This window comes from Cognatundibacterium aquatile (assembly GCF_014699135.1).
In the GTDB taxonomy this organism is placed as follows: Bacteria; Pseudomonadota; Gammaproteobacteria; order Burkholderiales; family Burkholderiaceae_D; genus Undibacterium; species Undibacterium aquatile.
Genome location: NZ_JACOFT010000006.1, coordinates 168,271 through 190,756, shown reverse-complemented (window position 1 = coordinate 190,756; position 22,486 = coordinate 168,271). Strand labels below are relative to the sequence as shown.

General features: G+C 50.1%; 20 protein-coding genes. 13 read left to right on the top strand and 7 right to left on the bottom strand.

Going from position 1 to position 22,486, the window contains the following annotated elements; translation table 11 throughout:
* The first annotated feature begins 23 nt into the window (after window positions 1–23).
* The 9 genes from H8K26_RS15835 to hemN all read left to right on the top strand — a co-directional run bounded on the left by H8K26_RS15835 (window position 24) and on the right by hemN (window position 10,074).
* Window positions 24–671 carry a response regulator gene (locus H8K26_RS15835; RefSeq protein ID WP_186898203.1) on the top strand — a complete coding sequence of 216 codons (648 nt, stop codon included), beginning with the start codon at window positions 24–26 and terminating at the stop codon, window positions 669–671.
* 297 nt (window positions 672–968) lie between these two features.
* Window positions 969–1,661, top strand: a complete 693-nt coding sequence (locus H8K26_RS15830) for a Crp/Fnr family transcriptional regulator (protein ID WP_186885729.1) — start codon at window positions 969–971, stop codon at window positions 1,659–1,661.
* A 114-nt stretch (window positions 1,662–1,775) separates the two neighbouring features.
* The gene (ubiU, locus tag H8K26_RS15825; RefSeq protein WP_186885730.1) at window positions 1,776–2,780 is read left to right on the top strand and encodes a ubiquinone anaerobic biosynthesis protein UbiU; all 1,005 of its coding nucleotides are present in this window, start codon (window positions 1,776–1,778) and stop codon (window positions 2,778–2,780) included.
* A gap of 13 nt (window positions 2,781–2,793) precedes the next feature.
* The gene (gene ubiV, locus H8K26_RS15820; protein WP_190480806.1) at window positions 2,794–3,696 is read left to right on the top strand and encodes a ubiquinone anaerobic biosynthesis protein UbiV; all 903 of its coding nucleotides are present in this window, start codon (window positions 2,794–2,796) and stop codon (window positions 3,694–3,696) included.
* A 29-nt stretch (window positions 3,697–3,725) separates the two neighbouring features.
* A complete protein-coding gene (gene ubiT / locus H8K26_RS15815) occupies window positions 3,726–4,190 on the top strand; it encodes a ubiquinone anaerobic biosynthesis accessory factor UbiT (protein WP_223827061.1) in 465 nt (154 codons plus the stop codon).
* Window positions 4,190–4,585 carry a putative zinc-binding protein gene (locus tag H8K26_RS15810; protein WP_186885732.1) on the top strand — a complete coding sequence of 132 codons (396 nt, stop codon included), beginning with the start codon at window positions 4,190–4,192 and terminating at the stop codon, window positions 4,583–4,585. The genes ubiT and H8K26_RS15810 overlap by 1 nt, the downstream gene beginning before the upstream one ends.
* Before the next feature lie 287 nt (window positions 4,586–4,872).
* Entirely contained in the window at window positions 4,873–6,015 is a 1,143-nt protein-coding gene (locus tag H8K26_RS15805; protein ID WP_190480805.1) for an NnrS family protein, read from the top strand.
* 231 nt (window positions 6,016–6,246) lie between these two features.
* Window positions 6,247–8,574, top strand: coding sequence for a TonB-dependent hemoglobin/transferrin/lactoferrin family receptor (locus tag H8K26_RS15800; RefSeq protein ID WP_190480804.1), 2,328 nt, complete (start codon window positions 6,247–6,249; stop codon window positions 8,572–8,574).
* A 108-nt stretch (window positions 8,575–8,682) separates the two neighbouring features.
* Window positions 8,683–10,074, top strand: coding sequence for an oxygen-independent coproporphyrinogen III oxidase (hemN, locus tag H8K26_RS15795; protein ID WP_186885735.1), 1,392 nt, complete (start codon window positions 8,683–8,685; stop codon window positions 10,072–10,074).
* An 82-nt stretch (window positions 10,075–10,156) separates the two neighbouring features.
* Here hemN and H8K26_RS15790 read toward each other — a convergent pair whose 3' ends face one another.
* The 4 genes from H8K26_RS15790 to H8K26_RS15775 all read right to left on the bottom strand — a co-directional run bounded on the left by H8K26_RS15790 (window position 10,157) and on the right by H8K26_RS15775 (window position 13,593).
* Window positions 10,157–10,504, bottom strand: coding sequence for a cupin domain-containing protein (locus tag H8K26_RS15790; protein ID WP_190480803.1), 348 nt, complete (start codon window positions 10,502–10,504; stop codon window positions 10,157–10,159).
* Window positions 10,505–10,551: 47 nt separating this feature from the next.
* Window positions 10,552–10,932: a SirB2 family protein gene (locus tag H8K26_RS15785; protein WP_190480802.1), complete on the bottom strand. Its 381-nt coding sequence runs from the start codon at window positions 10,930–10,932 to the stop codon at window positions 10,552–10,554.
* A gap of 10 nt (window positions 10,933–10,942) precedes the next feature.
* Window positions 10,943–11,206 (bottom strand): DUF2249 domain-containing protein, encoded by a 264-nt coding sequence (locus tag H8K26_RS15780; RefSeq protein ID WP_186885738.1) that lies wholly within the window; start codon window positions 11,204–11,206, stop codon window positions 10,943–10,945.
* 98 nt (window positions 11,207–11,304) lie between these two features.
* On the bottom strand, window positions 11,305–13,593 hold the full coding sequence (locus H8K26_RS15775) for a nitric-oxide reductase large subunit (protein ID WP_190480801.1): 2,289 nt from the start codon (window positions 13,591–13,593) through the stop codon (window positions 11,305–11,307).
* A 280-nt stretch (window positions 13,594–13,873) separates the two neighbouring features.
* Between H8K26_RS15775 and H8K26_RS15770 the strand changes: the two genes are divergently transcribed.
* Window positions 13,874–14,326: an RrF2 family transcriptional regulator gene (locus tag H8K26_RS15770; RefSeq protein ID WP_190480800.1), complete on the top strand. Its 453-nt coding sequence runs from the start codon at window positions 13,874–13,876 to the stop codon at window positions 14,324–14,326.
* Between the two features lie 67 nt (window positions 14,327–14,393).
* Here H8K26_RS15770 and H8K26_RS15765 read toward each other — a convergent pair whose 3' ends face one another.
* Window positions 14,394–14,729, bottom strand: coding sequence for a c-type cytochrome (locus H8K26_RS15765; protein WP_186885741.1), 336 nt, complete (start codon window positions 14,727–14,729; stop codon window positions 14,394–14,396).
* Between the two features lie 10 nt (window positions 14,730–14,739).
* On the bottom strand, window positions 14,740–16,470 hold the full coding sequence (locus tag H8K26_RS15760; RefSeq protein WP_186885742.1) for a cytochrome D1 domain-containing protein: 1,731 nt from the start codon (window positions 16,468–16,470) through the stop codon (window positions 14,740–14,742).
* 284 nt (window positions 16,471–16,754) lie between these two features.
* Between H8K26_RS15760 and H8K26_RS15755 the strand changes: the two genes are divergently transcribed.
* Both H8K26_RS15755 and H8K26_RS15750 read left to right on the top strand, forming a co-directional pair.
* Window positions 16,755–17,960, top strand: coding sequence for an MFS transporter (locus tag H8K26_RS15755; protein WP_190480799.1), 1,206 nt, complete (start codon window positions 16,755–16,757; stop codon window positions 17,958–17,960).
* 130 nt (window positions 17,961–18,090) lie between these two features.
* The gene (locus H8K26_RS15750) at window positions 18,091–19,842 is read left to right on the top strand and encodes a hypothetical protein (RefSeq protein ID WP_190480798.1); all 1,752 of its coding nucleotides are present in this window, start codon (window positions 18,091–18,093) and stop codon (window positions 19,840–19,842) included.
* Between the two features lie 121 nt (window positions 19,843–19,963).
* Here H8K26_RS15750 and H8K26_RS15745 read toward each other — a convergent pair whose 3' ends face one another.
* A complete protein-coding gene (locus H8K26_RS15745) occupies window positions 19,964–21,313 on the bottom strand; it encodes an MFS transporter (RefSeq protein ID WP_190480797.1) in 1,350 nt (449 codons plus the stop codon).
* Between the two features lie 149 nt (window positions 21,314–21,462).
* Here H8K26_RS15745 and cyoA point away from each other — a divergent pair, with 149 nt between their 5' ends.
* The gene (gene cyoA / locus H8K26_RS15740; protein ID WP_190480796.1) at window positions 21,463–22,485 is read left to right on the top strand and encodes a ubiquinol oxidase subunit II; all 1,023 of its coding nucleotides are present in this window, start codon (window positions 21,463–21,465) and stop codon (window positions 22,483–22,485) included.
* The last annotated feature ends 1 nt before the right edge of the window (window position 22,486 follow it).

Below are 22,486 nucleotides of genomic sequence, written 5' to 3'. Positions count from 1 at the left end.
CTTTAAATGAAAGTCTGAAAAATATGCCTATTAAGATTTTGCTGGTGGATGATCACACTCTTTTTCGCAGTGGCATTCGTTTGCTGTTGCAACGCAATCCTGAGTTTGAGATCGTCGGCGAAGCATCAGATGGTCTGGAAGGGGTAAAGCGCGCAAAGCAGTTGCGGCCAGACGTGGTGTTGATGGATCTGAATATGGCCGGTCTTTCCGGGCTGGAAGCGATGCAATTGATCGTTGAAGATTTGCCCGATACCGCTGTGCTGATGTTGACGGTGTCTGAGGAAGCGGAAGATCTGACGAAAGCGTTGAAAAATGGCGCGCGTGGTTATCTGCTGAAAAATATTGAAGCAGATTACCTGATGCAGGCAATCCGGCGTGCGGCCGCTGGTGAACCGGTGATCGCCGAATCCATGACGGCTAAACTGGTGATGCAATTCCGCACCGGAAATAATCTCAGCACGACACCGGAACGTGAGAAGCTCACGCCGCGCGAACGTGAAACCATGATCTGCCTCGCACGTGGCGAGAGTAACAAAGAAATCGCCCGTAACCTGAACGTGGCGGAAAGCACCGTCAAAATCCATGTGCAGAATATTCTGAAAAAACTCAGCCTTAGCAGCCGTGTGCAAATTGCCGTATATGCCGTTGAGCACGGTCTGGATAAGTCGTAATGCCGCCTGAAAATCCCCGGCGTTGTTGCTCTGCCACATTATTATGCAGCCTTTGGTCGTGTTCCTGGCGGCAATAACGACGACTATTGCCACCTGAATTTCCTGTCACTCTCCCTCTATGTTTCATCAGCGGCATTGTCGGATTCAGTAACCCCGACGGCGTTTCTCCGTCATTCGTCCATGTGCTCTCTCCATTTGCTTTTCGTCTCTAGTTCTCTCGGCGGATAGTCAGTATTTTTCTCTGCTTCTACACTTGATTTCTGTCAAAGAAGTTGGAGAAATAACATGAGAGATAACATGACGAAAATTAATTTGCTTGGTTTGCTCGAAAATCATGCCCTGTTTCGGAATATTTCCGCAGTGGATTTGCATACATTGCAAAGAGAAGTGGTGAAGACTGAATTAGAAAAAAACACGATGCTGTTCCGCAAGGGGGATCAGGCGGATGCTTGTTTCATCGTCGTGTACGGGCTGGTGAAACTCAGCATCCCATCTTCGCAAGGCAACGATAAAGTGTTGGAATTGATCCGCCCCGGTCAGAGTCTGGGTGAGGCGATGATGTTTCTGGATGAGCCGTATCCGTTTTATGCGGAAGCACTGGAAAATACCTTGCTGCTGAAAATCCCACGTCAGGCATTGATGCGTCTGTTAGATCGCTCACCCCTGATTTCACGTCAGATGATGGCAGGCCTGTCTTACCGTCTGCTGGGTTTTATCCGCAATGTTGAGCGCTACTCATTGCAAAATGCGACTCAACGCGTGATTGACTATCTGTTGCAAACGTCTGCGATGCAAAGTACCAACGAAGTCCGGCTGGAATTAAAGAAGCATTTGCTGGCGTCATTGCTGAACCTGTCGCCCGAAACTTTATCGCGGGTATTGCATCAGCTAATGGACGAACAATTGATACGTGTGTGCGGCTCGACCATCCATATCGGTTCGCCGGACGCACTGAAAACCTATCAGCACAGCGTTGTTACCCTGCATTGAACATCCGGCTGTAAGGTGATTGGCGGCGTGGGTTTGACGTCGATGGTTGTCTATTGAAATTTTATTGACCCAGGACAATGACCTTGGAAATAATTTTCATTACCATCTTGGGTCATGAATCCTATCGATCTGGTGGCTCCTGCCGGTAGTCTGGTTGCTTTGAAAGCAGCGATAGACAAAGGGGCAAATGCAGTTTATCTCGGCTTACGCAATGCCACGAACGCCCGCAATTTCGGCGGACTCAATTTCGGCGATAGCGATATCCGACAGGGTGTCGCTTATGCCCATAGCCGTGGCCGACAAATTCTGTTTGCTATCAACACGTATCCGCAGGCACGCGCAGTCGGCGAATGGCGCGCCGCGATTGATACGGCGGTGCAGATGGGGGCCGATGCCGTGATTCTGGCGGACCCCGGTCTGATGGCGTATGCGCGCGATCGTCACCCCGATCTGCGATTACATTTATCGGTGCAAGGTTCGGCAACGACGCTCGATGCGATTGAACTGATGCGCGAACAGTTTGCGATCAAGCGTGCGGTGTTGCCGCGTGTGCTGACGTTGACCGAGATTGAGAAAATCATTCGCCAGACTACGGTCGAAATTGAAGTCTTTGGCTTTGGCAGCCTGTGCGTCATGGCCGAAGGACGTTGCCTCTTATCCAGTTATGTGACTGGCGACTCGCCGAATAACAAAGGTGTATGTTCGCCTGCCCATGCGGTCAGTTGGGAAGAGAAAGATCGCACGATGTATGCTCGCCTGAGCGGCACGCTGATCGATCGCTATGCGCCTGATGAGGCGGCTGGTTATCCGACTTTGTGTAAAGGCAGATTCGAAGTCGAAGGTGAAATTGATTATGCGCTGGAAGAACCGACCAGTCTGAATGCGATCGGCTTATTGCCGCAACTGATCAATATGGGCGTGGCCGCGATCAAGATTGAAGGCCGTCAGCGTAGCCCCAGCTATGTGACGCAAGTGGTCGGTACTTTGCGCGCAGCACTCGATGCAGCGCAACGCGATCCTGAACGTTATTCCGCCCGGCCTGAATGGCAGGCGATGCTGGCGCGTCACGCCGAAGGCGCACAGGTGACGCAAGGTGCGTTTGAGCGTCCCTGGAAATAAGGCACAACATACCATGACAGCATTAAAAATCTCACTGGCACCGCTTGCCTATTACTGGTCAAAAGAAGAGACCCTGCGTTTTTATGTCGATGCGATGCAATGGCCGGTCGATATTGTGTATCTCGGTGAAGTCACTTGCTCACGCCGGCATTTGATGAAGTTCGATGATTGGCTGGCGGTCGCTGCAGAATTACGCAACGCAGGCAAAGAAGTTGTGCTCTCCAGTCTGACCTTGATTGATAGCGAAGCAGATCGCCGCAATATGCACCGGCTGGTGGATAAAGCGTCGGAGCAGGGCTTGCTGATTGAGACGAATGATTTCAGTGCCGTGCGCGCAATGCAGGGCAGACCATTTGTCGCCGGGCCGCATCTGAATGTGTATCACGCTGATACCCTGCGCTGGCTGGCCGGGCTCGGTGCGCGGCGCTTCACGCCGCCGATAGAGCTGGGACACGAGGATCTGGCCGCGATACAAGCGCAACGTCCGGTTGGCATGGAAACGGAAGTGCAGGTCTGGGGACGGTTGGCGCTGGCGTTTTCATCGCGCTGTTTCACCGCCCGTCATCATCGCTTACGTAAAGACAGTTGCGAATTCCGTTGCGAACAATATCCCGATGGATTGCCGCTGGCGACGCGGGACGGTAAGGATTTTCTGACGATTAACGGTATCCAGACGCAGAGCTCGACTTGTCTTGATCTGGGCGCACAGGTACCTGAATTAGCGTCCATGCAGGTCGATATTTTGCGTTTGCAACCGCAGTCACAAGGCATGGCGGAAGTGGTCGCTGCGTTTGATCGCGCGCGCCAGTCTCTCAGTGCGGCACAAGTCGGCAGTCAGTATCTGCCACCACATGCCCAACGCAGCAATGGCTACTGGCAGGCAAAGCCAGGTATGCAATGGCTGACGGTGGAATAAGTTGCGCTTCGTTATTTCTGAAAGTATGCATGATGGACTTATCACAATTTCGTTTTCCCGCACCGTTTCAGCAATTAGGTAAGTGGATGCCGACGCCGCTGGCAACGGCACCGCTGATGCTGGCGCTGGAAATTGCGCGCCGCAAGGAATTGCTGGTGGCGCCAGATACCCTTTACGGCAAAACCTTTCGGATTCAGGTTGAAGATCTGGGTTTATCGCTGTGTTTTTACTGTGATCAGGGGAAGTTCCGTCCGGTCTATAAAAACGCCAGAGAAACCGAAGCGGATGTCAGTCTGTCGGCCAGCTCGGCAGATTTTTTTCAGATGGCGTCCGGCATGGAAGATGCCGACACCCTGTTTTTTCGCCGCCGCCTGCGCATCGAAGGCAATACGGAATTAGGCGTCGCAGTGAAATACTGGATTGATGCCAGCGAGCGCCCAGCGTGGCTGAGCCGGTTTGCGGAGCGATTTTTACGACAGCCTGAAAGCGTCTGATGTCTGCTGAGCCTGTGCCACTGCCTTTGGTCTATGCCTGTTCCGGCTGTTCCAGCGTGGCGCAGCTCGCAAACACCTGCGCCGTCCGGCTTGACAGAGAAGGGCGGGCGCAGATGTCGTGCATCGCCGGTGTTGGTGGCGGTGTCGCTTCGTTGGTGCGGCTCGCACAATCGGGGCGTCCGGTGCTGGCGTTGGATGGCTGTGCGCTGGCGTGCGTGAAGGCCTGTTTGCAGCAAGCAGGTGTGTGCGCCGACCGCCATCTGATCCTGAATCAGGAAGGCGTACGCAAGCGTTTTCATGCGGATGCCTCAGAGGATGAAACGCAGCTGGCGTGGCAAATTGTGGAACAGGAATTAGCTCAGCTCACACCCGCGATAGCGCAGCCCTCTTGCTAACCGTCGTTGATGAATGGCTGGTAAGTCGCTTATTAATTCGCTTATTAAGTCGTTTAGTTAGTGGTGTATATGCATACTCCCCCACATTTTAGAGAAAAACACCTTAATCTCTTTATGAAATAAGGGCTTTAAAACATACTGGGGGGAGTATATTTTCCCGCTTATTTGCCTCAGATCAGCTTATTGTTGCAGTGTTGGCTGCATTGTTGATTTTTCGTTTTACATCCGCAGGATCGCCACTTGCCTGTGATTATTGTTGATGTCTTTTTCACTCATGGTGAACCCTCATGAAACGTCTTGCGATTGCTCCTCACCGTTTGTATTTTTTCCTTGGCGCACTGGCAGCGCTGATTCTGTTTGTCTGGTGGTGGCGGCAAGTGGTGTCGCAGACGATGGCGGTTCCTTTGCACGCACTGGTGATGCCGCTCGGTATATTTCCCTTGTTTATTCTTGGCTTCACTTTTACCGCCGGGCCGCGCTGGTTGTCGGTTGAATCGGCGGATCATTATTTTCTTTTACACGGCGGTACCTATTTTTGCGGCTTGCTGCTCGTTTTAGTTGCGGCGGGCTTAGGCTGGTATCCCTTGCGTACTGCGGGGTTTGTGCTGATGCTGGCGGCATGGCTGGCGGTGACCTGGCGCTGGGGTGATTTGATCCGGCGCAGCAAGGCGCTGGATAAAAAGCATCCCGTGTCTATCCTGATCGCGATGCTGGGCGGCATGTCGGCATTGCTGGCGGCTGTTTTCTGGAGCGCAGGCAACACCGATGCGTGGCAGGTTGCCCGCGAATTTTCTTTTTTTGGTTTTTTGCTGCCGGTTTTTCTGACGGTGAGTCACAGAATGCTGCCCTTTTTCAGCAGCAATGTGCTGAAGCCTTATGTGGCATGGCGGCCATACTGGTTGCTGGGTGTCTGGCTGGGCGGATGCTGGTTGCTGGTACTGGCAGGAATTACCGGCTGGCGTTATCTGGAGGCCTTCAGCGCAGGCGTGCTCAGTCTGAGTTTTGTCGTGACGTCGTGGCGTTGGGGAATTTTCCGTAGCCTGCAAAACCGCATGCTGGCAATGCTGCATTTGTCATTTGCCTGGCTGGCGGTGGTGTTTGGATTACAGGCGGCGGGCGCGCTCGGTGTGGCAGTTGGCTCCGCTTCCATACACGCACTCGGGCTGGGGTTCATGGGAACCATGCTGGTCGCTTTTGTCAGCCGTGTTTCTTATGGACATAGCGGCAGACCATTGCAGGTGTCGAACAGCTTGTGGATGGTGTATCTCGGGCTGCATCTGGCTGCCATGCTGCGCATCGTTGCCAGCTTGCTGGTGATACCTTCTTTACTGACTGTCTCGGCCACGGTCTGGTTGTTACTGATTACGATCTGGATCGCCATGATGCTGCCGGTCTATCTGAAAGCGCGCGCAGATGGACAGCCGGGCTGATACTCATATTGAGACTGGCGCTGGTTTCGCCAGTGATGATTTGTTGGTGATTCGTTGTTGATTCGTTGGTGATTCGTTGGTGATTCGTTGTTGATTATTTAGTGACCTTGTTCTGTCGCAGTATGTCGCGGCGGTCTAGTTCGGAATGCCTAGTCGCCTGACCGGAATGCGTATTGACCCGTGTTGATGGAAGTTTAGACTGCTAGCTATTCTCCTTTGCTGGTATTCACCATGAAAAAATCAGACGCAACGCGCTTGTCCGGAAATGGCTTCCGGATCAAAAAACACCCCCTCAGATTGCTGCTGGCCGGTCTTTTTTCTACGGGTCTGACAGCGTACGTGCAGGCACAGACAGCGCCGCAGGCACCCACCACTTTATTGGCGAACGCGACGGTGCCGGTGCAGATCGTTGTCATCAGTGGCGCCCGTTACGAGCAATTCGTCGAAGATTTGCCCTTGTCGATGGATATTATCGGTTGGCAGGAAATGGAAAGCGGGCACGTTGCCGATATTCATGATTTAGTTAAAAATTTACCCAATATTTCCGTCAAACGCGCCCCCGCCAGATTTACTGTAACTGGCGTCGGCAATGCAACCGGGCGGGATACGAATGCCGGTTTCAATATCCGTGGGCAGGATGGTAATCGTGTGCTGATGCTGGTTGACGGCGTGCGTCTGCCACGCAGCTACATCAATGGCAGCAACGCATTTGGCAGGGATTCCTTATCGCTGGATCTGATCCGTCAGGTGGAAATTGTGCGCGGCCCGGCATCGGTATTGTATGGCTCTGATGGCCTTGCCGGACTGGTGAATTTCATTACGCTGGAACCGGCTGATTTCCTGCAGCGGCGTGGCGATCAGCAGAAAGATGTTGGCGGCAAAGTATCGCTGTCGTATAACGGTGACGATCATTCGCGGACGTTGTCCGCCAGTCTGGCCGGGCGCATCAATCCTGAGCTGACGTGGTTAGTGAGTGCTGCGGTGAATCATGCCGGTGGTATGCAGAATATGGGTAGCAAAGATGTTGCCAATGTGGATCGCACTACCCCGAATCCGCAAAAGAATGAAGGGCAGTCGGTATTGGTGAAGCTGGTGTATCAGCCTACGGCTGATCAGAAACACACCGTGAGCATCGAGCATGTGAATAAAGATGCTGACTACGAATTGCTATCGAGTCGTGCAAAGCTGCCGTTGACGACAGCCTCTGCGGTCGCTGGTGAAAATGCCACGAGTAATATGACACGCGACCGTCTGAGCTTGCAAAGCCGTTATACGCTCAATAACGCGTATGTCGATCATGTGCAGACGGCTTTCAGTTTTCAGGATGCCAGTTCACGCGAATTCGGTGTCACGCACAGAAATACCCTGGCCGACCGCGTGCGCGATGTCAGCTACAGTGAGCGCAGCGCGCAATTCCATATTCAGGCCGATAAATTATTCAGAATGGCCGCGGGCTGGTCGCAGCGCCTTAGTTACGGCTTCGACTACAGTCGTGCCGATATCAAAAACATGTTTGACGGCGTTGATCCGGGAAATGCGGATTTTGTACCGCGCAAATATTTCCCTGATACCCGTGATTCCAGCCGCGCTGTCTTTGTGCAGGATGAAATATTTGCTGGCAAGTGGATCATCACGCCCGGTGTGCGCTTTGATCATTTTGATCTGGATGTGACCAGCCAGGCCGGTTTTGCGCCACCGGCGAAAACGCCTGCCAAATCACTTTCTGGTTCAGCAGTCTCGCCTAAGCTGGGTTTTCTGTACCGTTTGACGCCGGAATGGAGTGCCTTTGGTAACTATGCGAGTGGTTTCCGTGCGCCGAATGCCCAACAAATCAATGGCGTGTTCGATAGTGCGACAATCCCTGCAGTGTTATTGTCGAATCCCGATCTGAAACCGGAAAAAAGCCATAACATCGAAATCGGCTTACGTGCAATGCTCGACAGACTGAGCCTTGATATCGCAGTGTTCAGAGGAAAATACGATAACCTCATCGTCGATAAAAAACCGCTGGGCGGTAAAGGTGTGATCGGTGATCCGGCGATTTTCCAGACAGTCAATGTCGATAAAGCGACGATCAGCGGTTTTGAAATTAAAGGGCAGGTGCAGTGGGGTGAAATTGCCGGTGGTAAGCTGACAATGCCATTTGCTTATGGTGTCACGCATGGCAGCGATGATACGACCGGCTTACCGTTGAATGCGATCGATCCGGCGAAAATCAGTATTGGCGTCAGCTATAGCAAACCTGCCTGGGAAGTCCGGCTACAAGCCTTGCATCAGGATGCAAAAATGGCGGCCGATCTGGATAGTCCGTATTTACCCAAACCAGCGACTCCGCCACGGGTGGCGCAGCTGACCATTCCTTCAGCAATGACCTTAGATTTATCGGGACAATGGCGTTTGCAGAAAAATCTGCGGCTCAATGCGGCAGTACGTAATCTGACAAATAAGAAATACTGGAACTGGTCTGATGTGCAGGGTGTTGCGGCAAACTCAGTCGTGATCGATGCCTACACCCAGCCGGGACGCCATTATGATATGTCTGTTTCCTACGATTTTTAACTGTTGAACCCGGCAGATTCTGCTAAATAAATTGATGTAAATCGACATAGACTGGCTTTGCTTGCATACAATAGCGATCTTGTATGCAAGACGCACCGAAAGAACATAATGACCACACCAATCGACGATATTGAGCTGTCTGAAGAGCTGATACGGAAATTCGACAAGTCCGGGCCACGTTATACCTCGTATCCGACGGCCGATCGCTTCAATACCGGGTTCACCGAACAAAGTTACATTACTTATCTCGAACAAAGAGCGGGACGAACGAATAATCCGCCTTTGTCCTTGTATCTGCATTTGCCGTTTTGTGAGTCGCTGTGTTATTTCTGTGCGTGCAATAAGATCATTACCAAAGACCACAGCCGCACGACAGAATATTTACGTTATCTCGAAAAAGAAATGGCGATGGTCGCAGCTCGGATCGGCCCTGATCGCCTGACCGCACAGCTGCATCTGGGCGGCGGAACACCGACGTTTTTCAGTTCTGATGAGCTGCGTCAGTTAATGGCGATGATACGTCAGCATTTCACCTTTACGGATGACGCTGAACTGGGCGTGGAAATTGACCCGCGCACAGTGAAACCGGAAACGCTGGCGGTGTTGGCCGAGCTGGGGTTCAACCGCAATAGTTTTGGTGTGCAGGATTTCGACCCGGCTGTACAACAGGCAGTGAACCGGATACAGCCGTTCAGTATGGTCGAAGCCGCAGTCAAGGAAAGCCGTAAAGCACATTTTCAATCGGTGAATGCCGATCTGATTTATGGCTTACCTAAACAGAATATTGAAAGCTTTGGCCGCACGCTCGATAGCCTGATCGCATTAGCACCAGACCGCATTGCATTGTACAACTATGCGCATTTACCTAGCCGTTTCAAAGCGCAGCGTCAGATTATCGAGGCAGATCTGCCATCGGCTGAAGAACGCTTGCAAATTTTCCTGATGTCCACCCGTCGCTTGCTGGATGCCGGTTATATCTACATCGGTCTGGATCACTTTTCCCGTCCTGACGATGAATTGAATAAGGCGCGTCAGGATCAGTCTTTGCACAGGAATTTTCAGGGTTACACAACCCGTGCGGAATGCGATCTGATTGGCTTTGGTGTTTCTGCGATTGGTAAAGTCGGTGATTCGTACAGCCAGTCGGTACGTACGATCAAAGAGTATTATCAGTTGCTCGATGAAGGAAAATTGCCGGTAGAGAAGGGAATCGCCTTAGATAAGGATGATTTATTACGACGTGATGTCATCATGACTTTAATGTGCAGTATGCCTTTGTCGGTTGCAGACATCAACGCCGCTTACGGTATTGATTTCATGACTTACTTCGCTGAAGAAATTACGCAATTACGTCAATACGAGGACGTTGGCTTTATCACGATCGATGCGGATGCGCTTCGTGTTACACCCAAAGGCCGTTTGTTTGTCCGCGCGGTGGCGATGACGTTCGATAAGTATCTGAAGAAAGTAACGACGGCGACGTATTCTAAGCTGATCTGAATTTTTTTCTGACAAAAAAAGCCCGGATGATTCCGGGCTTTTTTATTTCCTTTTTTTCTTGCTTCCGGCGATCGCCGTTATGTCAGGCGTTTGCCTGATGCGCTGAACCTTGCAGTGCGATAGTGACCAATAATGAGGAATCATCAATTGCTGTCAGCGCATGCGATGCAGATGCTGCCAGATACATTAAGTCGCCGGTATGTAAGATTTTGCTGGCATGGTCGGTCTGTATTTCAACCTGGCCGTCTATACAAAAAATAGTGATAGTGCCATTGACCTGATGTGCGGCGATGTGTTTTGTTGCCGGTAAATATAAGCGCATGACTTCCAGTTGCGCATCTTTAAATAAGGCTTGTGCAGGGATGTTGCTGGGGTTGTTAGCCGACAGAATGTTAATGCTGTCACCGGAGGATAAGTGTTTTTGTGCCATTGTCGGTCTCCCAAAAACTGAGTGGTGGATGCGCACACGGCGATCAATTACCAGTGTGGCAAAGCTTGTTTCGTCAGTGCGACTGCAACGATATAAGAGAATACCGCTAAGGCGGCCATCCAGGTGCGGATTCTGACAGCTTTTGTTTTGCCGCGCTTCAGTGCAACGGTTCCTAAGCCTATGTACAGTAACAGCGCCAGAACTTTGGCAGTCAGCCAGGCTTCAACGAACGGATATTGTCTGCTCCAGAACACCATCGTCAGTGCACTCGCCAGCAGTAAGGTATCTATCAGATGTGGGGCGATTCTGATCCATTTTTTTTGCAGCATGGCCGAGTCCTGCCACATCCAGATACCGCGCAAAAAAAACAGACTACCGCTCAGGGTCGCACAGGTGATATGAATGTGCTTGACTGTCAGGTAGTCCATTATTTATTCCTTAATCACAGATAAGAAAATCAATCACAATTGCGCCCGGTTCCTGCGACACATAGCTGATTTTGACGCTGGAGCCGAAATGATGCTCTATCTGCGATAGTAAAGGCAAGGGATTATGGTCGTTGCAGAAGCGCATGGTTTCTCCACGCTCTAAAGCAGACAGCGCACCGAAGATCGCTGCATGACGAAAACGCTTGGCAATGCCACGCGCATCAAATGAGTAAATACCTTCAGCGATAACTGGCATAGAGCAATCGTGGGACATTGTAAAACTCCTTAATAGATGATGTTGATACTAGTGATGCTATTGAATAGTGAAGCAGAGACCGTCAGAAAATATTTCTCAGACGGCCTCTGATGTGATTAAGCTTGTTTAGTTTTTTTCGCAGGGATTGAGCTGTTCAGGCTGATGTTCGCTGCCTTTTTTGCTATCAGCAAACGGAAGGCAAACAAGGCCAGACAGACGGTACCGATCGCGAACACGACGTCGCCAGGTACGCGCAGCCAGACCAGTGTTTCCATCAGGTGCGAGTGTATGACTTCAGGTGAACGGGCAAACCACATCCCTTTGGTGATGCTGGCGACTGCTTGATAAATGCCGGCAGGAACTAATGAGATGAACACCATCATCGCGAGACCGATATTGAGCATCCAGAACATTGCTTGCAGCAATTTGTCAGACCATGCAGCGCGTGAAGACAAGCCACGCAGGCAGAACAGCAGTAAGCCTATACCCAACATGCCGTACACACCGAACAAAGCAGCATGTCCATGTGCAGCAGTCATGTTCAGACCTTGCATGTAATACAGAGCAATCGGGGTATTGATGGAGAAACCTAACAAACCCGCACCGACAGTATTCCAGAAACCGACAGCGATGAAGCACAGGATGGACCATTTGTAAGACTGCACCCACGCTGCTGCTTTCGAGCGTTGATAATTGCGATACGCTTCCACGCCTATCATCGCCAGAGGAACCACTTCCAGTGCTGAGAACATGGCACCGATGGCGATCACAAAAGTCGGTGTGCCAGTGAAATACAGATGATGCAAGGTACCCAGAATGCCGCCGAACAGGAAGACGATCGTTTCGAGGATAATCGCGCTGTTTGCTGTCGCTGCATGGATCAGACCCAGGCGAGTGAAGAGCAGGGCGATGACAGCTGTTGCGAACACTTCAAAGAAGCCTTCTACCCACAAATGGACCAACCACCAGCGCCAGTATTCGATCATGGAGTAATGGGTATGCGGACCCCAGGTCAGCGATGTCGCGTAGAAACCGCCGATACACATTGCAGCCAGAAATACCATGGCAATCAGACCGCGGCTTTCAGATGGTTTTTTGAGTGCAGGTAATAATCCGCGACCCAATAAAGTCACCCAGAACAGTAAGCCGATAAATAACAGAATTTGCCAGACGCGTCCCATGCTGGTGAATTCCAGACCCTGATTACCGATCCAGAATGCGAATTCATTACCTTTATGTTGCAGGCTGCCCAGCCATCCCATTGCGGTCGAACCGACAACAATGAACAGCAACGCATAAAACAGGACATTCACGCCGAGTTTCTGGAATTTAGGTTCATAGCCAGAGATTGCAGGGGCGATGTACAGACCGGTGGCCAGCCACGCAGTGGCGATCCACAACACCGCAAATTGCGTATGTATCGTGCGGCTGACCGTGAACGGCAGAATCTCAGCTAATGGGAAACCAAAGAAGCTATGTCCCTCAACGGCGTAGTGAGCGGTGATCACACCCATACCTACTTGCGCCAGAATCAAACCGATGACAACAAAAAAGTATTTTTTTGTCGCCAGCATCGAAGGTGTTGGCTTCATGTCGAATAAGGGATCTGTTTTCGGTGGAACAGGATCACTTTCTTCTTTACTTGCAGAATGGTAGAAAATCATTCCGGCAATCGCAGCGATCATCAGAATCACGCTGGCAATAGACCAGATACCTGCACCGGCAGTCGGTGTATTTTCAACCAGTGGTTCATGCGGCCAGTTGCTGGTGTAGCTCAGACCTTCTTCACCAGGACGATCTGCTGCTGCAGCCCATGAAGACCAGAAAAAGAACGCTGGCAAGGCTTGTAAATCAGCAGGATCAGGCAGTGAGCCTTTATTCATCGCATACTGTTCGCGCAGTTTTTCCAGAGATGGATCGTTACCAAACAAAGCGACGTAATGTTGCGTGACCAGTTGCACTGCAGCTGCACGTTCAGGGGACAAGGTGATAACACCATTTTTCTGATCGTAGGTATTGCCGCGCATTTCCTCTTTCAGGCGAGCTTTGAGTTCGCCCTGACGCGGTGTGCTTAACTGTTCAAAGGACAGTTTGTTTTCTTTCTGTGCCCAGATTTCCAGTAAGGCGAGAGACTCGCGGTGCAGCCAGTCGGCTGACCAGTCTGGCGCGACATAACTGCCGTGGCCCCACACCGTACCTAATTGCTGACCACCGGCGGCGAGCCATGCTTCCTGCCCTCGCTGGACTTGTCCTTCAGAAAATAAAACCTTGCCTTGAGTGCTGACAACCTGATTGGGGATAGGTGGAGCTGTGAGATAGATTTCTGTACCTACCCAACCGAGAACGGTAAAAGATAAGACGCAGATCACAGCTAGCCAGGTCCAGAGTTTACGCGTGGAGTGCATGGCGTGATTCCTTATTGGTAGAGTTAAAAGAGTGCATTGCTTAAAGAAGTGGGAAAAATAAAACTGATTTACCGCTTCAATAAGATGCATTCTATATGCATGTATAATAAGATGCAAATTAAATGCATGTTTTGTGTTTTTATTTTTATCCCCGTGCCTGAACTGCGATCTGAATCTGTTTCTGAATCTGCTTTGTGGGCGAAGGGGATATACTGTGCAGGGAAGATGTCAGTTGCAATGCGGTGACAGCTTCACGCATATTTTCCGGAATACATAAGTCATGAGATTAACTGCTTACACTGATTACACTTTACGCACCCTGATTTATCTGGCGATACACAGAGATAGGCTTGTTACGATTCAGGAGGTTGCCGAGTTGCACTCAATTTCAAAGAATCATCTGACCAAGGTGGTGCACCAACTGGGAATGTCCAATATGGTGGAAACTGTACGTGGGCGCAATGGTGGACTGAAACTGAATATGGAACCGGCAGAGATCAATATCGGAGAGGTCGTGCGGGCGACGGAAACCGATTTTTTCATGGCTGAATGTTTTGATGGTGCCAGTAATACCTGTGTGTATTCGCTGGGCTGTCATCTCAAAGGAGTTCTGAATCGCGCCACCAGCGCTTATCTTGCGGTACTTGATGATGTCAGTCTGGAAGATCTGATTTCAAAAAAAGAGGCTGTGGGGAAAATCCATTTTATGAAGCCGGTGCCCGGGAAAAAATAAAATAAGTCATTTTCAAAAATAAAAAAAGCCGGTTAAAACCGGCTTTTTGGTGTTGACAGTATCCCGTTTAATGTGTGCTCAGCACATACTCAGCCAGGGTTTTGATGTCGGCATCGTTAACTTTAGGGCCGTTCGGCGGCATCGGAATTGCTCCCCATACACCGCTGCCACCGTCTTTGATTTTCTTAGACAAGCTGGCGACGGCATCGGCATTTCCTTTGTACTTTTGCGCGATATCTTTAAAAGCCGGACCGAGGATCTTCTTGTCGACACCATGACATGCCATGCAACCATTTTTCTGTGCAAGCTCAGCGCCGGTGGCGGCGTAAGAGCTGGTCGCAGAGAAGGCGAGAGCAGCAATTCCCAGTGCGCTGAGAAGTGATAAGGTGACTTGATGTTTCATCTTGTTTTCCTTAATAAATGTCGTGCTGAGTATTGTTGATGTTGAATTTACCGGTTGGTGTGATCAGTTTCGGATCTTTAATCACGGCTTTCAGTTTGCGTGTTTTATCGTCAACGACCACGATTGCTGATTCTTTGTCTTTTGCACTCCAGACCGAGAACCAGACTTCATCCCCAGCTTTGTTATATTCAGGCTGTACGATACGTTTTGCGCCTTCACCCAGACCAGCCCATTCTGCGATCGGTAAAGTGACATAGCCTTTTTCAAAGTGATCAATATCAAACACGGCGATAGACTGACTTAATTTAGTGTCAGGGTTCAGTGGCGTGTCTACCCACAGGTTTCTGGATTTCGGATGGGTTTTGATAAACAGCGAACCGCCGCCCTGACCTTTGATGCTATCGACCACTTTCCATGCCTGTGCTTTATGTTTGACAGGGTCGGTACCGATCATGGAAATCGTTTCATCACCAAGATGGCTGGTTGCCCATACAGGGCCGAATTTAGGATGTATGAAGTTTGCGCCACGACCTGGATGCGGTGTTTTTCCTACGTTGACGATCGCGGCCATTTTGTCTTCTTTGGTATCGACTACCGCGATCTTATTCGATGCGTTGGCAGCCACGAGGAAATAACGACCAGTGGAATCCAGTCCGCCGTCATGCAGGAATTTGGCTGCGTCCAGCGTGGTGGTTTTCAGGTTGTTGATGTCTTTGTAGTCCACCAGCATGATTTTGCCGGTTTCTTTTGCACTGACTACGAATTCAGGACGATAGTGGGAAGCGACAATCGACGCAACGCGCGGTTCTGGATGGTACTCATTGTCAACCGTCATGCCGCGGGTAGAAACAATTTTCAGCGGTTTCAGTGTGTCGCCTTCCATAATCACGAACTGAGGTGGCCAGTAGTCACCAGCGATTGCGTATTTATCTTCGTAACCTTTAAATTTGGAAGTTTCCACCGAGCGGGCTTCCAGACCTACCTTCATTTCAGCGACGGTATCTGGTTTTTCCATCCACAAGTCGATCAGATTGATGCGTGCGTCACGGCCGATTACGAACAGGTAGCGACCCGATGCAGACGTGCGTGAGATGTGTACTGCATAACCAGTCTTCACGATATTAATGATTTTTTTTGTGTCGCCATCAATCAGTGCTACTTCACCGGAATCGCGCAATGTAGTGGAGAAAATATTGGCGATATTGTAGTTGTTCATTTTCTTCGTCGGACGTTTGGCGACAGGAATCACTTCTTTCCAGGTAGCCTCCATGTCCTTTATACTGAACTCAGGAGGAACTGGTGGCTCCTGCTGAATATAGCGCGCCATCAGATCGACTTCTTTATCCGACAGATCACCGGAAGTGCCCCAGTTAGGCATCCCAGCTGGCGAGCCATAATTGATGAAGACTTTCAGATAATCCGTCCCCTTATCCAGAGTGATATCCGGCGTCAGTGCTTTACCCGTCGCGCCCTTGCGCAGCACACCGTGGCAACCTGCGCAACGTTGGAAATAAATTTGCTTACCCGATTCGAACTCCGCCTTTGTCATTGGCGGCGCTTTTGGGTTGATATTCTGATGCATAGGCTCGCTTGCCAGAGGAGACCCGCCAGCCTGATATTTCAATTCTGCAGCACTGTGAGTTTTATCATCTTGCGCGAATGCGAGGGAGATGCTCAATGGAAGGATCGCCAGTAACGCAAGAACTGGCCGTATCGTGGTGTTGCGACGGGATGATTTCATTTTTATTTCCTTTTATTAAGTGAGGAATACTGATGAAGAATCTGAGCTGAATTGTTGTATCAGAGGCTACGCCACCACCCATCTGAAATCCTTGACCGCTGTCAAGAAGCTGCGTAAGCCCATCGAGGTTTGTGTTACATCAAAAGGCAGCAGCTTTATTGCTGATTTTGTGGTGTCTGTACCAGTTGTTTTGCACGTGAGAACAGAATTTGTGTTATCGATTTTTTTAGACGAGAAACTTATTTCAAATGTTGCTGATAATTTTTACAGGAAGATAAATTTTCATGACTCAACCAGACGCAAATAAAAAGCGGCGACTTCACCCCGATATACTCAAGCTTGGTTTAGTGAGTTTTCTTACGGACCTCAGTTCGGAAATGATTTTTTCCGTATTTGCGATTTTCTTCACCACCGTGGCTGGTGCTTCGAGTGCCCTGCTAGGTTTAATCGAGGGCTTGGCCGATTTCTCCGCGTCCTCGCTGAATTATCTGGCGGGCTGGCTATCAGATCGCAGCGGGCGGCGAAAGTGGTTTGCTACCGCTGGCTATGCTTTTTCGACCATCGCGAAACTGATATTGCTGATCTCGACCTCTGTTGCGGGTTTGAGTATTTTCCGTGTGATTGAACGCCTGGGTAAGGGATTTCGCGGGCCACCCAGAGATGCGTGGCTGTCGTCAATTGCAGTCAGCGAGTCTCGCGGTTATGCGTTTGGCGTACATAAGGCGCTGGATAAGGCTGGTGCAGTACTGGGGCCTTTGGCTGCTTATGGCTTACTCTCGTGGCTGGGTGAGTCCCGCAGCACGTACACAACGCTGTTTCTGCTTGCATTTATACCGGCAGTCGTCAGTGTGCTGGTGCTGACCCGTATTCCAGAGCACAAGGGCGTTGCGCATGAACGTGAAAATTTACAGCAAAACTGGCAACAACTGAGCCAGGGATTTAAGCGGTTTCTGATTCCGGCAGGCGTATTTGCACTGGCGTATTTCAGTCTCGGTTTTATATTGTTGAAGGCGCATTTGCTAGGCTTCAGCGTGACCAATGCGGTCTTGCTGTATGCCTTATTCAACGCGACTTGCGTATTCGCGGCACCCCTGATTGGCAGACTTGGCGATAAGGTAGGGCGTGCGCGCATCATCGTGCTTGGCTACGCTGTCTATGCCTTGATTAATTTCTGGTTGATTTTCGCTGCCAGCCAATGGGAAGTCGTGGCGATATTTGCTATCTATGGTCTTTTTTACGCAATAGACGAATCGCAGAGCAAGGCCTTCATCGCCGACCTTGAGCCTGAGCGCAGGGCAACAGCAGTAGGTTTGTATAATTTCGTCACCGGCGTGCTGTATCTGCCGGCCTCATTGGTCGCAGGAGCTTTATGGATTATCACGCCAGAAATGGTGTTCTTGCTTGCAGTAGCGCTATCCTTGCTTGCCATCCTCGTTTTTGTGGTGTTGCGTCCGCGTGGCAGCGTTGAAGGTTCGCGGCACGATCAATAAAATATACCTGTGGGCTTTTCCCTTAAATTGAGTCAGAAGTTCAATCTGTTTTTGTAAAAATACTGACGGTATTTTTCATTCGTCCTACACTGAAACTGTTGTCTGTATTTATCAGGAAAGTGAACTGATTATGGTGATTTCAACGGATGCAATTGCTGCTGTAACCCCCGTCAGACTTTCTGTCTTGTCGGCTGTCAGTGCTGTACCGGTCGCAACGGCGGTCGAAGGCAATGTCAGTGGTACGGCAAGTGTGGTCGATGTTTCTTCACTGAGTCAGACATTGGCTACGACAATCGCTTTACTTGGACAGCAAATGAAAGCGATTGCGACAAGTGGCAGCGCTGCTCCAATTGGTGATGCTGCAACAAATTTTGCGACAACGGCATCTCTGGCGAATATGTTCGTCAAGGCATTCAATACCTTTCAAAGCGGTAACGTCAACAGTATTCAGAATCCTCTGACATCTTTTCTGGATAACAGTCTGCTGGACGCAATGGGCGGCGTGCTGGCTGATAGTGGCAACAATTTACTGGAAAGCCTGTCGAAGATAGGCATTACGCTCGACATATCCCTTAGTGCTGATAACACTCAGTTCAGTCTGGATACTGTCGTTTTGCAGAAGGCATACGCCAGTGCACCGCTTGCCACAGCGACCCTGCTGACCCAGGCTTTACAGGCGTTGGCACAGATCGAAACCACGCTGATTGCGCAGAACCAAAGTCTGACAAGTGCAGAGGCCAGCAACGCTGTCGTGGATAATTCCGTTGGCAGCATTTCGTTTGCAAATGTGGCGGCAACGGCGGCTGGTGTGGTCACTTCTGTTGCGGAACCCGTTGCCTCTACTCATTTGCTCGTGCAGGAAATAGTGAGCGCCAAGATGGTGGATACAACTGCCGGGCAGTCGGGTGCGGTTGGGGAAAACAGCGCAAGCAACATTTCGGCAGATCAAGCTATGTCTGCGCCAACTGCGGCTGTCAATGTTCCGCCTTCAGAATTTAATCCGGCTGCATTTAATCCAGTAAATACTGCCGCGGCTCAGCTCAATCCAGCACTTGAAAATCCAGTTATTGAGTCGTTGGCGATGAACTCAGTGATTGCTTCTGATAATGCATCCACGATGGCAGCGCAAGCGCAGACTTTATTATCGGATGAGGTTCTGGGGGCTTTGCTTGTGAGCGACACCAATTTTATCCAGACTGGGTTGGCGGATATTGCAGAAATTGGCAGCTATGGTGTGACAGCAAATTCTTTATCGTCAGCGTCAGTTGATAATGTACTGAGCTCAGTGAGTTCCTCGCAAGCGGCTATCGATGCTGTTTCAGATCGGATCAATGCGGGAGCTGTCAATACTGCTGCCAGTAGCGAAGCGGCGATTGCTAATCCGGTATCAGTGAAAGTGCCTGATGTGACAGGTTCGACCTATGGTCTGAACAATGTCAGCGTTGAAAATACTTTGATCAATAATGCAAACGCTGCAGTATCTGAACTTGCCGCATCCACAGGATTAAGCGGAACCGCAATGGCCACAGCAGCCACAACGACTGTAACAGCAGAAGTAATAAACACTACAAGTGGCGTTGCTGCGACATTACTACCTTTGTCTGGTGGCGTGAATCCCGCTATTTCTGCGGCCGTTGCTGCGTATAAGATGGGCGATGCAATTGAACATCAGCGATCCGGCGATGACCAAGGTGAAACGGATGAAGTTGTTTTCGGTAATGAAATTCCACCTGTGGCTATGGATTTAAAGCAGCATGCCAGTCAGCAAGGTGCTAATGAAGCTGCAGGAAATAAAAAACACGCACAAGCAAAAAATGTTGAAAATCCGGCGGATGTATCTATGAATCTTCAGACTGCTGGCAATATTGACGTCAACGTCTGATTTATCTGGAGTTAGGTTGCGCGGCTACTTGCGTTAAAAAATGGGTGGTAAATGTAAAAAAGCTCTGCAGCAAGCGATTTCTTATCTTGCTGCAGAGCTTCGTTTTTATGTTGGATAGGTGCTAGTCTTTGATTTCCAGTGCCCGGTTCAGGCTTAATGCAGCGATTGAGCAAGCTGCGCCTGAGAGTAGATAGAGACTGACATAGGCGAGGCCGAAATGAGCCGACAGCCCTAGTGCGACCAGCGGTGCGAAACCGGCACCGACCAGCCAGGAAAGATCGGACGTCAAGGCTGCGCCGGTATAACGGTATTTCGCTGAAAAATTGGCAGTCACAGCTCCTGCCGCCTGACCGTAAGATAAACCCAGTAAGGCAAATCCCACCAGAATAAATGTATTCTGGGCAGACTCGCCGCCGTCAAGCAAACTTGGTACAAATACACTCAGAATCGCAATGAATAGCGCGAAGGTTCCCAGTGTATTGCGGCGACCGTAGCGATCAGCGATTAAACCAGACACGATCACACCTAAGGTCATTAATCCTGCGCCAGTTACTTGTATATAAAGTACATCTGTCAGTGAGCGTGTGGAGTACAGCGTCAGCCATGACAAGGGAAATACGGTGACCAGATGGAATAAGGCATAGCTGGCTAACGCGGCTAATGCGCCGATCAAGACGTTTCGCCCTTGTGAACCGCTCATCTCAACAATCTTGGTCGGTTCCAGTTCACGCTCATCCAGCAGGCGCGCATATTCATTGGTGGAAACCAGGCGCAGACGGGCAAACAAGGCAACAACATTAATCGCGAAGGCGACATAGAACGGGTAGCGCCAGCCCCAATCCAGAAAATCTTCCGGAGACAGGTTGGCGAGTAAGTAAGCAAACAGACTGCCCGCGATCATGAAGCCGACCGGGGCACCCAGTTGCCCTAGCATGGCATACCAGCCACGCTTATGTTGTGGCGCATTCAATGCCAGTAAAGATGGCAGTCCGTCCCACGAGCCGCCCATCGCGAGCCCCTGACCGATACGCAGCGCGGCAAGAATGATGATCGATGTGTAGCCGAGATGTGAAAACGTGGGCAGGAATGCGATGCCTGCAGTAGAGATGCCAAGTAAGACCAGTGCCATAGTGAGTTTTGCTTCACGTCCCATATGGCGTTGAATCGCCATAAACGCCACCGTACCTATCGGCCTCGCGATGAAGGCAAACGAAAAAATGACAAATGAATAAAGTGTGGCTTCCAGTCTTTGTTCGAATGGAAAGAAAACTGCAGGAAACACTAATACTGATGCAATGGCGTAGACAAAAAAATCAAAATATTCAGAAGCCCGACCGATGACGACACCAATGGCGATTTCTCCGGGGGAAATCGAAGTATGGTCAGCGTGACTGTTTCTGGGAGCTGGGAGGAGGTCAGGACGTACAGGAATACTGGTGAGTTGCTCACCATTGTGGCTGATACTTGGCATAGTCGTCTCTCGTAGTAGTGTTTTTATCGACGGACGCCTGAAGCCCTGCCCGATATAGCTATGGCAGGGTGGGACAAAACGTCCAATCGCTAATGCTAGTCAGTCCGTGTACATTACCACGATTTATCCTTTACCTTGGACTTTCCTGCATGATTTCCCTACTAGCTCGGCGCGGACTAATACTCCTATGCGTTGCACTGTTGGCTGGATGTGACACTATTGTGTTAAATCCTTCAGGCGATATCGCCGCTCAGCAGAGCAAGCTGATTGTCATTTCTACTCTCCTGATGTTAATCATCATTATTCCTGTCATTTTCCTGACCTTGTTTTTTGCATGGCGCTACAGACAGAGTAATACCAGTGCAAAGTACGATCCTGAGTGGGACCATTCAACCAAACTCGAATTAATTATCTGGGGAGCCCCTCTGTTAATTATCATCGTTTTGGGAATGTTGACATGGATTTCTACACATACTCTTGATCCATATCGAAAGTTGTCACGATTAGATGAAAATCGTCCGCTTGCTGCCAACGTCAAACCGCTGGTCGTGGAAGTCGTTGCTCTGGACTGGAAATGGTTGTTCATTTATCCAGAACAAGGTGTGGCAACTGTGAATGAATTAATTGCGCCAGTCGATGTGCCGGTTCATTTCAGAATCACTGCATCCACTGTAATGAATTCGTTTTATGTTCCAGCGCTGGCTGGTCAGATCTATGCGATGCCGGGTATGGAAACGCAATTGAATGCCGTGATCAACAAGGCAGGCACATATGATGGCTTTTCTGCCAACTATAGCGGTGCGGGCTTTTCTGACATGCGCTTCAAATTTCATGGGATGACGCAGGAAAATTTCAATCAGTGGGTACAGACCACCAAAGCTGAAAAACTGAATCTGAATCGTGCTGCTTATCTGGAGGTTGAAAAACCAAGTATCAAAGATCCTGTGCGTCGTTATGGTTCCGTCGACGCCGATCTGTTTCATGCCATTCTCAATCGCTGTGTAGGGGCTGATCAGATTTGCATGGATAAATTGATGTCTATGGATGTGAATGTGAAGCCAGTATCAAAAGCGAACGAAAAAGCTGTTTCTATGCTCGCTCAGAATCAGCAGGCTGCACGCGGGTCGGATGCTGAAGTGTGTACCACACCACCAGTTACTATTGGAAAATAAA